We start from the raw sequence: 13,163 nt of genomic DNA, 5'->3' as shown, positions 1-13,163 counted from the left end.
GCTGGAACAGATGCCGCTCGCAGGTGTTATGCAAGTGCAGCATCACTTTCAGGAGATCATCACATGCCAGTCTTGGATACCGTCGTCTTTCCGGTTGCCGGTCGCGGAACCCGCCTCCTGCCGGTGACAAAGTCGGTGCCGAAAGAGCTGCTGCCGGTCTACGACAAGCCGATCCTGCAGTTCGCAGTCGATGAGGCCCTTGCCGCCGGTGCCAAGCGCCTTGTGTTCATCACCCATGCGTCCAAACGGGCCATCAATGAATATCTTCAGCCCGATGCAGAGCTGTTGGGCGTGCTGAAAAACGACGGCAAGGCGCAACTGGCGCACGCGCTCGAGGACATCACGCTCGGGCGGGATGTCGAAGTAATCTTTGTCGATCAGGAAGAACCGCTGGGGCTGGGTCATGCTGTGCTGATGGCCGCTGACCATGTGCGCGGCGACGCTTTCGGCGTGATCCTGCCCGATGACGTCATCCTCGGGCGGTCCTGCCTGCCAGAGATGGCAGAAGCCTACGAGGCCGGTCACATGATCGCGGCCATGGATGTGCCAGAGCAGGACGTATCGAAATACGGCATATTCCGGCCCTTGGCCGATGCATCGGTCGGCCGGATCGTACAGGCGTCCGAACTGGTGGAAAAGCCCTCACCAGACGTCGCACCTTCGCGATTGGCCGCAGTGGGCCGCTACATTCTTGATACGCGAATCTTTGATGCGCTTCGCGCACTGGAACCCGGTGCAGGCGGCGAATACCAGCTGACCGACGCGATTGCCGCCGATGCGCGGGACTTGGCGCTGTCCGGATTCCGGTTTTCCGGGTCGCGCCACGATTGCGGATCGCACGCGGGTTTGCTGGGGGCGGCAAACGCCCGCGCGGCGGAACTGGCCTGCGCTCTGGCGGCGGAATGACAGAGAGCGCCGACATATTAAGCAATCTGACGACCGACGACATCTACCTCTTCCTCGACTTCGACGGGACATTGGTCGAACTGGCACCGACGCCGGATGGCATCACGGTGCCGGCCGATCTGTCCGAGCTTTTGTCGCGTCTGCATCGCCGTCTTGACGGGCGGTTGGCCCTCGTGTCCGGTCGCGAAATTGCGACGCTGGAGCGGTTTTTGCCTGACTTTCCCGGCGATATCTTCGGTGCACATGGGGCAGAGGCGCGGCGCAACGGCACATTGGCGCGCCACGCGCTGGTCGGCAGCAAAGTCGTTGCAGATGTCCAGACGCGGGCGCGCAAGGACGTTGCCGCAGTCGCCGGTCTGACGCTGGAAACCAAGGATACCGGGGCCGTCATTCATTATCGCGGCGCGCCCGATGCGGCGAATGACGCCCTTGTCGCCGCCCAAGGCATTGCGGATGCGGCCGATGGGATGGAGCTCCACACCTCGAAGATGGCCTATGAGATCCGGCCCGCCGATGCCAGCAAGGCGGGGGCGGTGCGCAGGGTCATGGACGATCAGCCAAAGGGCATCCGTCCCACCGTCATCGGCGACGACGTCACCGATGAAGAGGCGATGGTCGTCGCAAATGAACGGGGCGGTTTCAGCATTCGCGTGGGCGACGGCGACACCTGTGCCGCTTACCGCCTGCCCGATCCCGCAGCGGTGCGGCGTCTGCTGCAGGACTTGACCGCGCAAGGTGCCGCATGACCGGGCGCCTGATCGTCGTCTCGAACCGAGTCCCCTCTGACGGCCCGCCGGCTGGCGGGCTGGTCGTGGCGTTGCACGAATGCCTGACAACACAAGGCGGCATCTGGTACGGCACGTCCGGTGAAATCACGGCGACCGCTGACGATACGCTGACAGACGTGCCCGGCGACAGCTATGACATGCGCACCTTCGATCTGACGCAGGCCGAGCATGAGGGTTATTACCTGGGCTACGCCAATTCGGTGCTGTGGCCCCTGTGTCACCGCCGCGCCGATCTGATGGCGCTGAATGGCGGCGATTTCGAAAGCTATTTGGGTGTGAACCGCCGTCTGGCAAAGATGATGGCGCGCGATCTGCAGCCCGACGATCAGGTCTGGATCCACGATTATCACTTCTTGCCGCTGGCCGCCTGTCTGCGCGCCGAAGGTGTGACCGCGACGCTGGGCTATTTTCACCATATCCCCTTCCCGGCCGTTCACGACCTGATGGCCCTGCCGGAACACGACATCTTTCCCCAGTGGATCGCCAGCTTCGACCTTGTCGGTTTGCAGACGCAGCGCGACGTCGCCGCCGCGCTGGAAATGTATCGCAGCCTGGCCGGGGCAGAGCAGTTGCGCGACGGATCGCTGCGTTACCGCAACCGCGGATTCGAGATTCGCAGCTTTCCGATTGGGATCGACGCCGCGGCCTTTGCCGCAGAGGCCACGCGAGGGAGCGGGCGCGATCTGCTTAGTCTCGCGCCGGATGAGCGGTTGGTGATCGGCGTGGACCGGCTGGATTATTCCAAGGGGCTGGACAACCGCCTGCGCGCCTTCGGCCGCTACCTTGAGGCGCGGCGTGACGACAATCCGCGCGCGTCCTTGCTGCAGATCGCGCCGCCGACCCGAGAGGAGGTCGCAGCCTACCAGAACATCCGCAGCGAGATGGAACGGATCACCGGCAAGGTGAACGGTCTGCACTCCGATCTGGACTGGACCCCGATCCGCTATATCCATCGCGGCATTCCGCGCGACACGCTGGCGTCGCTGTATCGTGCCGCGGATGTCGGGTTCGTCACGCCGTTCTGCGATGGCATGAACCTTGTCGCCAAGGAATATGTCGCGGCACAGGATCCCGACGATCCCGGCGTGCTGATCCTGTCGCAATTCGCCGGTGCCGCAGAGCAGATGGCGGCGGCCCTGATCGTGAACCCCTACGACATCGGAGAGATGGCCGAGGCGCTGCGTACCGCACTCGCCATGCCCCTTGAAGAACGCCGCGAGCGTCATGCGGTGCTGCTGAAAGGTGTGATGAAGGAAAGTGTCGGTCACTGGACGGACACGTATCTTGCCACCATGGCCCGGCTGTCAGCGACGCAGACCGAGCCGGAATCCGCCTAAGTCACGTCGCCGTCCAGTGCCGGCGCATTGCAATGCCACACGCAACCCGTGGCGTCAGCCCCGCAGACCGGGGTTGCGCACGGCCATCATCGTGGCCGAGAGGGTCGCGATGACGGTATCGGTGTCGTCGGCGTAGGCACGTGCTTCGGTAAAGGTCAGGGTGCGCCCGGACCGGAGGACGTCGCCGACAATGCGGAATGTCTGACCCCGCGCGGGGGCCAGAAAGCTGGCCTTGAACTCTGCGGTCAATACCTCTGCATCGGCGTCCATCAGGGTAAAGGCGGCAAAGCCCGCGGCGCTGTCCATCGCCGTCGTCAGAACGCCGGCGTGCAGAAAGCCGTGGTGCTGCGTCAGGTCAGGCCTGAACGGCAGGGTCAGGGTAACGCGGCCCGGCACAACCTCTGCCACGGTGACGCCCAGCGTCGCCATGATGCCCTGCCGGTCGAAATCGGCACGCATCCGGGTCAGGGCGTCGGGGTTGCGCAGGTCTGGCATGGGCGGGCCTTTCGGTGGTGTCGGGTGATCCTACATGACCGGCGAAAAAGCGAAAGCGCACCCTTTATGGGCCGTCTGAAATTGCGTCAGGGTATCTGACCAAAGGGCGCTGTGACCGTCTTGACAGTTCTGTGATGCCTGCGCCTACTGCGGTCACAGGTGCCAAAGCGTCCGGCCGGACAAGGATGCAGGCCCGTTCACCTTACCAACAGGGAAAACAACATGACCCATTTCACGAAACTTGTCGCTGCCGCGATGGTCAGCGCGACCTTCGGCCTGTCCAGCGCCCCGGTGATGGCGGAAACGCCGCCCGATACGCTGATTCAGGCGTGGCAACTCGATGACATCATCTCTCTCGATCCCGCAGAGGTGTTCGAATTCACCGCCTCCGAGATCCTCGGAAACAGCTACCAGCCGCTGGTCGGTTATGACGTGAACGACGTATCCAACATCTTCGGCGTGATCGCCGAAAAGTGGGAGGTGTCCGAGGACGGCAAGACCTTCACTTTCACCATCAAACCGGACATGACGTTCGCCTCTGGTAACCCGATCACCGCCGCCGATCCGGTCTATTCGATCCAGCGCGCGGTCAAGCTGGACAAGTCGCCAGCGTTCATCCTGACGCAGTTCGGATTGTCAGCCGACAATGTCGACCAGATGGTGCGCCAGACCGGCGACATGACCTTCGAGCTGGAGATGGACAAGGCCTATGCCCCGACCCTGCTGCTTTATTGCCTGACGGCGACCGTGGGCTTTGTCGTGGACAAGGACCTGGTCGCAAGCCACGAAGCCGACGGCGATTTCGGCTATGCGTGGCTGAAGACGAACTACGCAGGCTCCGGCCCCTTCACGATCCGCGAATGGCGCGCCAACGAGGTCGTCGTGATGGAGCGCAACGACAACTACTCCGGTGACGCGCCCGCCATGGCCCGCGCGATCTATCGCAACATCCCCGAAGGATCCACCCAGCGCCTGCTGCTAGAGCAGGGCGACATCGACATCGCCCGCAACCTGGGCGCCGAAGAGATCGTGGCACTGGCCGACAGCCCCGACATCAAGATCGAGGACGGCATCAAGGGCTCGATCTATTACATGGGTCTGAACCAGAAGAACGAATACCTGAAGAACCCCAAGGTCGCCGAGGCGATGAAATACCTTGTGGATTATCAGGCGATTGCCGACACGATCATGAATGGCAAGGTCAAGGTCCATCAGGCGTTCCTGCCCGAAGGCTTCCTTGGTGCGCTGGACGACAACCCCTATGCCCTTGACGTGGAAAAGGCGAAGTCGCTGCTGGCAGAGGCCGGTTATGCAGACGGTTTCACCGTGACCATGGACACCCGCAACACGCCGGAAATCACAGCGATCGCCGAAGCCATCCAGCAGACCATGGCGCAGGCCGGCATCACGTTGGAGATCATCCCCGGCGACGGCCAGCAGACGCTGACCAAGTATCGCGCCCGCAGCCACGATATCTATATCGGGCGCTGGGGGCCGGACTATCAGGACCCGCACACCAACGCCGACACCTTCGCGCGCAACCCCGACAACTCTGACGATGCGGCGTCCAAGCCGCTGGCCTGGCGCAACGCCTGGGATATCCCCGAGCTGACCGCCGAGGCCGATGCTGCCGTGCTGGAGCCCGATTCCGCCAAGCGTGCCGAGATGTATCAGGTCATGCAGAAAGAGGTGGAGGAGAATTCCCCCTTCGTCATTCATGTTCCAGGAGATCGAGGTTCTGGGCCTGCGCAAGAACGTCGACGGCTTCATCATCGGGCCATCGTTCAACGACAACTCCTTCCGTGAAGTGACCAAAACGGAATGAGCGTCTCGCCTGCCAACGAGGGAGGGCGCTGGGGCGCCCTTCCTCTGCTCGGTCTGAAGGCCGGAAAGCTGGTCGCCACCGTTGCGATCACCTTTCTGGGCCTGCTGGTCGTGACCTTTCTGATCGGGCGCGTCGTGCCCGTCGATCCGGTGCTGGCCGTCGTGGGCGACCGGGCGTCGAAATCCACCTATGATGCGGCTTATATCGCCCTTGGGCTGGACAAGCCGCTGTATCAGCAGTTCTGGATCTATCTGCAGCAGGCGCTGTCCGGCGATCTGGGCACATCCGTCCTGACCAAGAAACCCATTATCGAGGATATCAGGCGCGTCTTTCCAGCCACGTTGGAACTGGCGACCGCCGGCATCATCCTCGGCACCCTGTTCGGTGTGCCGCTCGGCGTCTGGGGTGCCGTGCGGCAGGGCAAGTTGCCGGATCAGGTGATCCGCGTCGTGGGCCTTGTCGGCTATTCGGCGCCGATCTTCTGGCTGGGGCTGCTGGGCCTGCTGGTGTTCTATGCCAAGCTGCAGTGGGTCGCGGGACCGGGGCGTATCGACATCGCCTATGAATACAACTTCACCCAGACGACGGGCATTCTGCTGTTCGACACCGCGATGCAGGGCCAGTGGGACGCCTTCCGTAACGTGGTGGCACATCTGGCGCTGCCCGCGACGCTGCTGGGTTATTTCTCGATGGCCTACATCAGCCGCATGACGCGGTCCTTCATGCTGGCAGAGCTGGGTCAGGAATACATCATCGCCGCCCGGGTCAAGGGCGTGCCCGAATGGCGGATCATCTGGGTCCACGCCCTGCGCAACGCCGCCGTGCCGCTGGTGACCGTAATCGCCCTGTCCTACGCGGGCCTGTTGGAGGGTTCCGTGCTGACCGAGACCGTCTTTGCCTGGCCCGGCCTTGGGCAATACCTGACCAACAGCTTGCAGAACGCCGATATGAACGCGGTGCTGGGCGGTACGCTGGTTATCGGCATCATCTTCGTGGGACTGAACCTTTTGAGCGATCTTCTTTACACCGTGCTCGACCCGCGCGTCAGGCGGCGGACATGAGTGACGTCTCCACCCGCGACTGGCTGCTGTCAGACCGCCCGGCGTCCCGCCGTCAGGCCCGTCTGGGACAGGCCTACCGGACGTGGTCGCAGCTGCGTCGTAACAAGCTGGCGATGGTCGGTCTGGGCATCGTCGTGGTGCTGATCCTGATGGCGATCTTCGCCAACGTCATCGCCCCCTACAATCCCATTGTCGGCGGCGATCTGCGGACCGAACGCCTGCTGCCGCCGTCGTGGGCGCATCTGATGGGAACCGACGATCAGGCGCGCGACATCTTCAGCCGGATCGTGCACGGCTCTCGGCTGACGTTGATGGTCGTGGCGCTGGTGGCCGTGATCGCGACGCCGATCGGCTTGGCCGTAGGAACGACTGCCGGGTATTTCGGCGGCTGGGTCGATGTGGTGCTGATGCGGATTACCGACATCTTCCTCGCCTTCCCGCGCCTGATTCTTGCACTCGCCTTCGTCGCGGCCTTGGGACCGGGGATCGAGAATGCGATCATCGCCATCGCGATCACTAGCTGGCCACCCTACGCGCGTCTAGCCCGCGCCGAGACCATGCAGATCCGTGACGCCGACTACATCGCGGCGATCCGCTTGCAGGGGGCCGGGTCGGCGCGGATCATCTGGGGGCACGTGGTGCCGCTATGCCTGAGCTCCGTGATCGTCCGCGTCACGCTCGACATGGCGGGGATCATCCTGACCGCTGCTGGCCTCGGGTTCCTCGGCCTTGGCGCGCAACCGCCGCAGCCGGAATGGGGCGCGATGATCGCCGCAGGACGTCGATTTATGATCGACTTCTGGTGGGTCGCAACCATGCCGGGCATCGCGATCTTCGTCGTCTCGCTGGGCTTCAACCTGCTGGGCGACGGTCTGCGCGACGTGCTGGACCCGAAAGGCGAGACATGACCGACATGCTTCAAGTGGAAGGGCTGAACGTCGCCTTTCCGTCCCGCGACGGGCCCGTGCGGGTCGTTCGCGACGTATCATTTACGCTGGGCCGCGAGCGGCTGGGGATCGTGGGCGAAAGCGGGTCCGGCAAGAGCCAGACCGGTCGCGCCATACTTGGACTAACCCCAGCAAGCGGGACAGTGACGGCGGACAAGTTGAGTTTCGACGGGATCGACCTGCGCAAAGCCTCCGCCACGACATGGCGTAGCCTGCGGGGCCCGCGCATGAGCATGATCATGCAGGACCCGAAGTATTCCCTGAACCCCGTCATGACCATCGGCCGCCAGATCGTGGAGGCCTATCGCCGCCGTGGCGACGCATCCCGCGCTGACGCCCGCGCCAAGGCCATCGCCATGCTGGAGGCGGTGCAGATCCGCGACCCGGACCGCGTCTTTCGCGCCTACCCGCACGAGCTGTCGGGCGGCATGGGCCAGCGTGCCATGATCGCGATGATGCTGATCGCGGAGCCTGACCTGCTGATCGCGGACGAGGTGACTTCGGCATTGGACGTGACTGTGCAGCTGGATGTGCTGAAGATCCTCGACGATCTGGTGCGCGACCGGGGGATGGGCCTGATCTTCATCAGCCACGACCTGCGGCTGGTGTCGTCCTTCTGTGACCGGGTGCTGGTGATGTACGCTGGCCGCGTGGTCGAGGAAATCGCCGCCCGCGACCTGAAACACGCGCAGCACCCCTATACGCAGGGCCTGCTGAACTGCCTGCCGCAGATCGATGGCGACAGCGCCCCCCTGCCGACCCTGACCCGCGACCCGGCGTGGCTGGCATGAGCGCGTTGATCGAAGTCCGCGATCTCGCCGTCACCTATCGGTCGGGCCGCAGCCAAGTGCAGGCTGTGCGCGGCGTCAGTTTCGATGTGCAAAAGGGCGAGAGTTTCGGTCTGGTCGGCGAAAGCGGATCGGGCAAGTCCACCGTCCTGCGGGCGATCTGCGGGCTGGCACCGATAACCGGCGGCACCGTGCACATCGGCGGCAAGCCGTTGAAGACCCCTCGCGATCCGGCGTTCTACCGTCAGGTGCAGATGGTCTTTCAGGACCCCTACGGGTCCATCCATCCGCGCCACACGATCGACCGGGTGCTGTCGGAACCGTTGGCGATTCACGGGTTCAAGGATGCCGAGACGCGGATTGAGCGGGCATTGGACGACGTGGGCCTCGGCAAAGGCTTCCGCTTCCGCTATCCGCACCAGCTGTCGGGCGGGCAGCGCCAGCGCGTTGCCATTGCGCGCGCGTTGATTCTGGAACCCCAAATCCTGCTGCTGGACGAGCCGACCTCGGCGCTGGATGCGTCCATTCAGGCCGAGGTGCTGAACCTGCTCGATGCCCTGCGCGTCGAAAAGGGGCTCACTTACGTGCTGGTCAGCCACGACCTCGCCGTCGTGTCGCACATGTGCGAGCGCCTGCTGGTGATGCAGCACGGCGCGAAGGTCGAGGAACTGACGCGCCAGGCACTGCAGTCCCGCGCGGCGACCAAGGATTACACACGCCAACTGCTGGTCGCCAGCGAAGGATTCAAGGGCCCATGACCGAGACGACGACCGACACACCGATGATCTTCGACGGTCACAACGATTTTCTGCTGCGCCTGTTGCGCGACCCCGCCAACCGCAGCGCAACATGGCTAACCGATACCGGTCACGGCCACCTCGACCTGCCACGGATGAAGCGGGGCGGCTTCGGCGGCGGATTCTTTGCGATCTATATCTCCTCGCCCGACATGCCCTACGACATCGACGACCTGATGGCGCACCCGCCCTACACGGTCCCCCTGCCCCCGCTGATCGACCAAGTCAGCGCGATGCCCGTGGCGCTGGCCATGGCCGGGCATCTGAAATGGATGGAACGCGCCTCTGACGGTCAGTTCCGCATCTGCCGCACGGTGGCCGAATTGCGCGACTGTCAAGCGCGCGGCATCATCTCGGCCATCATGCATATCGAGGGGGCAGAGCCGATCGCCGCCGACCTCGACGCGCTTTATCTGTTCCACGACATGGGCCTGCGGTCCATCGGCCCGGTCTGGAGCCGCCCGACCGTCTTTGGCCACGGTGTGCCCTTCGCCTTTCCGTCGTCGCCGGACACCGGCCCCGGCCTCACGGACGCGGGCAAGGATCTGGTCAGACTGTGCAACGAACTGGGCATCATGCTGGACCTGTCGCATCTGAACGAGGCGGGGTTCAACGATGTGGCCGCCCTGTCGGACGCGCCGCTGGTGGCGACCCATTCCAACGCCCATGCGGTCACGCCCTCGGCCCGCAACCTGACGGACCGGCAGCTGGACATCATCCGCGACACCGGCGGCATGGTCGGTCTGAACTATGCCACCGGGTTCCTGAATGCCGACGGCGTCAAGGCGGACGATCGCGGCTGGGATCCGATGCTGCGGCATCTGGACTACCTGATCGACCGTCTGGGCGAGGATCACGTGGGCTTCGGGTCGGACTTCGACGGGGCGCAGGTGCCGGCGGTCATGGGTGACGTGGCCGGGTTGAACGGCTTGCGCGACGCACTGACGGCGCACGGCTACGGTGCCGCGCTGATGACCAAGCTGTGTCATGCAAATTGGTTCGCGGTCCTGGACCGGACCTGGAAGGTATAACTGAAAAGGGCCGGGTCTTGCCCGGCCCTGTCAGTCAGCCCAGCGCCGCCTCGCAGCGGGCGCAGACGCCTTGATGGGAATGCTGGCCCACATCCGGCAGGATCTTCCAGCAGCGCTGGCATTTTTGCCCCTCTGCCCGCTCGAACACCACACCGACATCCTGAATGTCCTCGATGCGGAATGCCTCTGCCGGCGCGGGATCGGTGCTGATCTCGATGCCGCTGGTGATGCAAAGGTCGTCAAAGGACAGCGTTTTCAGGATCGCGGCCTCGGCGTCGGTCACGTGGACGACCGGTGCCGCCTCCAATGATGCGCCGATGACCTTTTCGGTGCGCTTGACCTCCAGCGCGCCGGTGACGACCCGGCGGACGCGGCGGACCGAGGTCCATTTCGCGGCAAGGCTGGCGTCCAGCCAGTCGGCGGGCGTGTCCGGGAAGTCCTGCAGGTGGACGGACGACACCGGGCCGGAATGACGCTCCAGCCAGACTTCTTCCATCGTAAAGCACAGGATGGGCGCAAGCCATGTGGTCAACCGGTCGAACAACAGCTCCAGCACCGTGCGCGCGGCCCGGCGGCGTGCGGTGTCGCCGTCGCAATAGAGCGCGTCCTTGCGGATGTCGAAGTAGAAGGCCGACAGGTCCAGCGTGGCGAAGTCGAAAATCGCCCGGAACACACCCTGGAAATCGTACGCGGCATAGCCCTTGCGCACGACATCATCGAGTTCCGCCAGACGGTGCAGCACCCACTGCTCCAGCTCCGGCATCTGGTCGCGGGACACGCGGTCGGCCTCGGTCACGTCGGCGAGCGATCCCAGCATGAAGCGCATGGTATTACGCAACCGGCGATAACTGTCGGCGGTGCCTTTCAGGATCTCCGGCCCGATGCGCTGGTCAGACGTATAGTCCGCCTGCGCCACCCAGAGGCGCAGGATGTCGGCGCCGTATTCCTTGATGATCGTCTCGGGGACGATGGTATTGCCCAGCGATTTGGACATCTTCATGCCCTTCTCGTCCAGCGTGAAGCCGTGGGTCACGACGGCCTTGTAAGGCGCGCGGCCCAGCGTGCCGCAGGCCTGCAGCAGCGACGAATGGAACCAGCCGCGGTGCTGGTCGGTGCCTTCCATGTAAACGTCTGCAATACCGTCGGGCGCACCATCGGGACGGTCGCGCAGCACGAAGGCATGGGTGGAGCCGCTATCGAACCACACGTCGAGGATGTCGAAGACCTGATCCCAATCGTCGGCCTTGTAATCGGACCCGAGGAACCGCGCCTTCGCCCCATCCTCATACCAGGCATCGGCGCCCTCCGCCTCGAAGGCATCGCGGATGCGGGCGTTGACGGCTTCGTCGCGCAGCAGGAAGTCGGGATCTGTCGGCAGTGCGCCCTTCTTGGTGAAGCAGGTCAACGGTACGCCCCAGGCCCGCTGGCGCGACAGCACCCAGTCGGGGCGCTGGGAGATCATCGCGTGCAGGCGGTTGCGGCCGCGTTGCGGCGTCCATGTGACCAGCTCGTCGATGCTGGTCAGGGCGCGTTCGCGGATCGTGGTGCCATAGGTGTCCTGCCCGTCCCCCACGGCACGGTCGATCGCGGCGAACCATTGCGGCGTGTTGCGGAAGATAACTGGCGCCTTGGACCGCCACGAGTGCGGGTAGGAATGCTTGATCTTGCCACGCGCGAAAAGGCCCCCCTCTTCGACCAGCTTGTCGATGACGGCCGTATTGGCGTCGCCTTCCCATGACTTGTTCTTGGGCTTGTCGCGGAAAATCGCTTTGCCGCCAAAGAACGGCAGGTCGGCGCGGAAGGTCCCGTCCTCCATCACGTTGTATGTGATGACCTGTTCCAGCATGCCAAGGTCACGGTAGAGTTCGAATTCCTCCATCCCGTGCGACGGCGCGCAATGCACGAACCCGGTGCCTTCGTCGTCGGTGACGAAGGGGGCCGCGCGGAAATCGCGGGGCTGGTCCCATTCGCCATCGCTGCCATCGGTGCCGGCCAGCGGGTGCGACAGCGTCGTGCCCGACAGATCGCCCGCATCGCTGATGCGGGTAAAGGCGGTGATGCGCGCCTTGGCAAACACGCCTTCGGCCAGCTTGTCGGACAGCACGTAACGTTCGCCTGCGTTGACCCAGTTGCCCTCGGGTGCGTCTGTGACCTCATAGACGCCGTAAGAGATGTCGTCGGCATAGACGATGCCCTTGTTCGACGGCATCGTCCAAGGCGTCGTCGTCCAGATCACGACCGATGCGCCTTTCAGCGTGTCATTGTTGGTGTCACGGACCGGGAATTTCACCCAGACCGTGTGGCTTTCCTTGTCGTGGTATTCGACTTCCGCCTCGGCCAGTGCCGTCTTTTCCACCGGCGACCACATCACGGGTTTGGACCCCTGATACAGGGTGCCGTTCATCAGGAATTTCTGGAATTCGGCGGCGATCACGGATTCCGCGTGGAAATCCATCGTCAGGTAAGGATCGGCCCAGTTGCCGGTGATCCCCATGCGCTTGAATTCGGCGCGCTGGATATCGACCCAACCGGCCGCGAACTTGCGGCATTCGGCGCGGAAGTCGTTGATCGGCACGTCGTCCTTGTTCAGGCCCTTCTCGCGGTATTGCTCCTCGATCTTCCATTCGATGGGCAGACCGTGGCAGTCCCAGCCGGGGACATAGCGCGCGTCAAATCCCATCATCTGCCGCGACCGCACGATCATGTCCTTGATCGTCTTGTTCAGCGCATGACCGATGTGCAGGTGGCCGTTGGCATAGGGCGGGCCGTCATGCAGGATGAAGGGTTCGCGGTTCTCCTTGCCGCGCAGCGTATCATAGACGCCAATCTCCTCCCATCGTGCCAGCCACTCCGGCTCGCGCTTGGGCAGACCTGCCCGCATCGGGAAATCCGTGCGCGGCAGGTTCAGGGTGTCCTTGTAATCGACGGCGGCTTGGGTCGTGTCGGGGGTGTCGGCGCACATGGGGCGGCGTCCTTCGATATGAAATGGGTGCGACAAAGGGGGCGGCGGCTATGCACCTTGACCCGGCGGCGCTGAGCGTCAGCGCGCCGGGGACATAATTCGTATCAGAACCCGCATCATCATGCCCGCGTTATAGGCAGCGGCACAGCCGGGGTAAAGATGGCGCGATACCGTCACCGTCACCCATGACCTTCCGCATTGACCTGGCCAGATACACCCCTCCCGG

11 protein-coding genes are annotated in these 13,163 nt (G+C 63.9%); 9 read left to right on the top strand and 2 right to left on the bottom strand.

Annotation, left to right across the window (positions count from 1 at the left end):
* The first annotated feature begins 63 nt into the window (after positions 1-63).
* The 3 genes from GLR48_RS09480 to GLR48_RS09470 are packed head-to-tail and all read left to right on the top strand — an operon-like array spanning position 64 to position 3,031.
* Positions 64-906, top strand: a complete 843-nt coding sequence (locus tag GLR48_RS09480) for a UTP--glucose-1-phosphate uridylyltransferase (RefSeq protein WP_237061023.1) — start codon at positions 64-66, stop codon at positions 904-906.
* Entirely contained in the window at positions 903-1,652 is a 750-nt protein-coding gene (otsB, locus tag GLR48_RS09475; RefSeq protein WP_237061022.1) for a trehalose-phosphatase, read from the top strand. Before GLR48_RS09480 ends, otsB begins: the two co-directional genes overlap by 4 nt.
* Positions 1,649-3,031: an alpha,alpha-trehalose-phosphate synthase (UDP-forming) gene (locus GLR48_RS09470; protein ID WP_237061021.1), complete on the top strand. Its 1,383-nt coding sequence runs from the start codon at positions 1,649-1,651 to the stop codon at positions 3,029-3,031. The genes otsB and GLR48_RS09470 overlap by 4 nt, the downstream gene beginning before the upstream one ends.
* A gap of 54 nt (positions 3,032-3,085) precedes the next feature.
* Here GLR48_RS09470 and GLR48_RS09465 read toward each other — a convergent pair whose 3' ends face one another.
* Positions 3,086-3,526, bottom strand: a complete 441-nt coding sequence (locus GLR48_RS09465; protein WP_237061020.1) for a PaaI family thioesterase — start codon at positions 3,524-3,526, stop codon at positions 3,086-3,088.
* 222 nt (positions 3,527-3,748) lie between these two features.
* Here GLR48_RS09465 and GLR48_RS09460 point away from each other — a divergent pair, with 222 nt between their 5' ends.
* Genes GLR48_RS09460 through GLR48_RS09435 form a run of 6 tightly spaced genes read left to right on the top strand, consistent with a single transcriptional unit; the run spans position 3,749 to position 9,975 of the window.
* Positions 3,749-5,332 carry an ABC transporter substrate-binding protein gene (locus tag GLR48_RS09460; protein ID WP_237061019.1) on the top strand — a complete coding sequence of 528 codons (1,584 nt, stop codon included), beginning with the start codon at positions 3,749-3,751 and terminating at the stop codon, positions 5,330-5,332.
* Between the two features lie 15 nt (positions 5,333-5,347).
* On the top strand, positions 5,348-6,412 hold the full coding sequence (locus GLR48_RS09455; protein ID WP_237061018.1) for an ABC transporter permease: 1,065 nt from the start codon (positions 5,348-5,350) through the stop codon (positions 6,410-6,412).
* Positions 6,409-7,320: an ABC transporter permease gene (locus GLR48_RS09450; RefSeq protein WP_237061017.1), complete on the top strand. Its 912-nt coding sequence runs from the start codon at positions 6,409-6,411 to the stop codon at positions 7,318-7,320. Before GLR48_RS09455 ends, GLR48_RS09450 begins: the two co-directional genes overlap by 4 nt.
* Complete coding sequence (locus GLR48_RS09445; RefSeq protein ID WP_237061016.1) at positions 7,317-8,150, top strand: ABC transporter ATP-binding protein; 834 nt, start codon at positions 7,317-7,319, stop codon at positions 8,148-8,150. The genes GLR48_RS09450 and GLR48_RS09445 overlap by 4 nt, the downstream gene beginning before the upstream one ends.
* Positions 8,147-8,905 (top strand): ABC transporter ATP-binding protein, encoded by a 759-nt coding sequence (locus GLR48_RS09440; protein ID WP_237061015.1) that lies wholly within the window; start codon positions 8,147-8,149, stop codon positions 8,903-8,905. The genes GLR48_RS09445 and GLR48_RS09440 overlap by 4 nt, the downstream gene beginning before the upstream one ends.
* The gene (locus tag GLR48_RS09435) at positions 8,902-9,975 is read left to right on the top strand and encodes a dipeptidase (RefSeq protein ID WP_237061014.1); all 1,074 of its coding nucleotides are present in this window, start codon (positions 8,902-8,904) and stop codon (positions 9,973-9,975) included. The genes GLR48_RS09440 and GLR48_RS09435 overlap by 4 nt, the downstream gene beginning before the upstream one ends.
* Before the next feature lie 34 nt (positions 9,976-10,009).
* On the opposite strand, the gene ileS is transcribed toward GLR48_RS09435, so the two are convergent.
* On the bottom strand, positions 10,010-12,937 hold the full coding sequence (gene ileS / locus GLR48_RS09430) for an isoleucine--tRNA ligase (RefSeq protein ID WP_237061013.1): 2,928 nt from the start codon (positions 12,935-12,937) through the stop codon (positions 10,010-10,012).
* Positions 12,938-13,163: the final 226 nt, after the last annotated feature.

It is taken from the genome of Loktanella sp. M215 (genome assembly GCF_021735925.1).
Lineage (GTDB): Bacteria > Pseudomonadota > Alphaproteobacteria > Rhodobacterales > Rhodobacteraceae > Loktanella.
This window is presented reverse-complemented; position numbering and strand designations above follow the sequence as displayed.

What these genes read in the sequence shown, in the direction of transcription:
- GLR48_RS09455 (WP_237061018.1), top strand. Translation starts at nt 5,348, where the DNA reads ATGAGCGTCTCGCCTGCCAACGAGGGAGGGCGCTGGGGCGCCCTTCCT.
- GLR48_RS09435 (WP_237061014.1), top strand. Translation starts at nt 8,902, where the DNA reads ATGACCGAGACGACGACCGACACACCGATGATCTTCGACGGTCACAAC.
- ileS (WP_237061013.1), bottom strand. Translation starts at nt 12,937, where the DNA reads ATGTGCGCCGACACCCCCGACACGACCCAAGCCGCCGTCGATTACAAG.
- GLR48_RS09445 (WP_237061016.1), top strand. Translation starts at nt 7,317, where the DNA reads ATGACCGACATGCTTCAAGTGGAAGGGCTGAACGTCGCCTTTCCGTCC.
- GLR48_RS09470 (WP_237061021.1), top strand. Translation starts at nt 1,649, where the DNA reads ATGACCGGGCGCCTGATCGTCGTCTCGAACCGAGTCCCCTCTGACGGC.
- GLR48_RS09450 (WP_237061017.1), top strand. Translation starts at nt 6,409, where the DNA reads ATGAGTGACGTCTCCACCCGCGACTGGCTGCTGTCAGACCGCCCGGCG.
- GLR48_RS09460 (WP_237061019.1), top strand. Translation starts at nt 3,749, where the DNA reads ATGACCCATTTCACGAAACTTGTCGCTGCCGCGATGGTCAGCGCGACC.
- GLR48_RS09440 (WP_237061015.1), top strand. Translation starts at nt 8,147, where the DNA reads ATGAGCGCGTTGATCGAAGTCCGCGATCTCGCCGTCACCTATCGGTCG.
- otsB (WP_237061022.1), top strand. Translation starts at nt 903, where the DNA reads ATGACAGAGAGCGCCGACATATTAAGCAATCTGACGACCGACGACATC.
- GLR48_RS09465 (WP_237061020.1), bottom strand. Translation starts at nt 3,526, where the DNA reads ATGCCAGACCTGCGCAACCCCGACGCCCTGACCCGGATGCGTGCCGAT.
- GLR48_RS09480 (WP_237061023.1), top strand. Translation starts at nt 64, where the DNA reads ATGCCAGTCTTGGATACCGTCGTCTTTCCGGTTGCCGGTCGCGGAACC.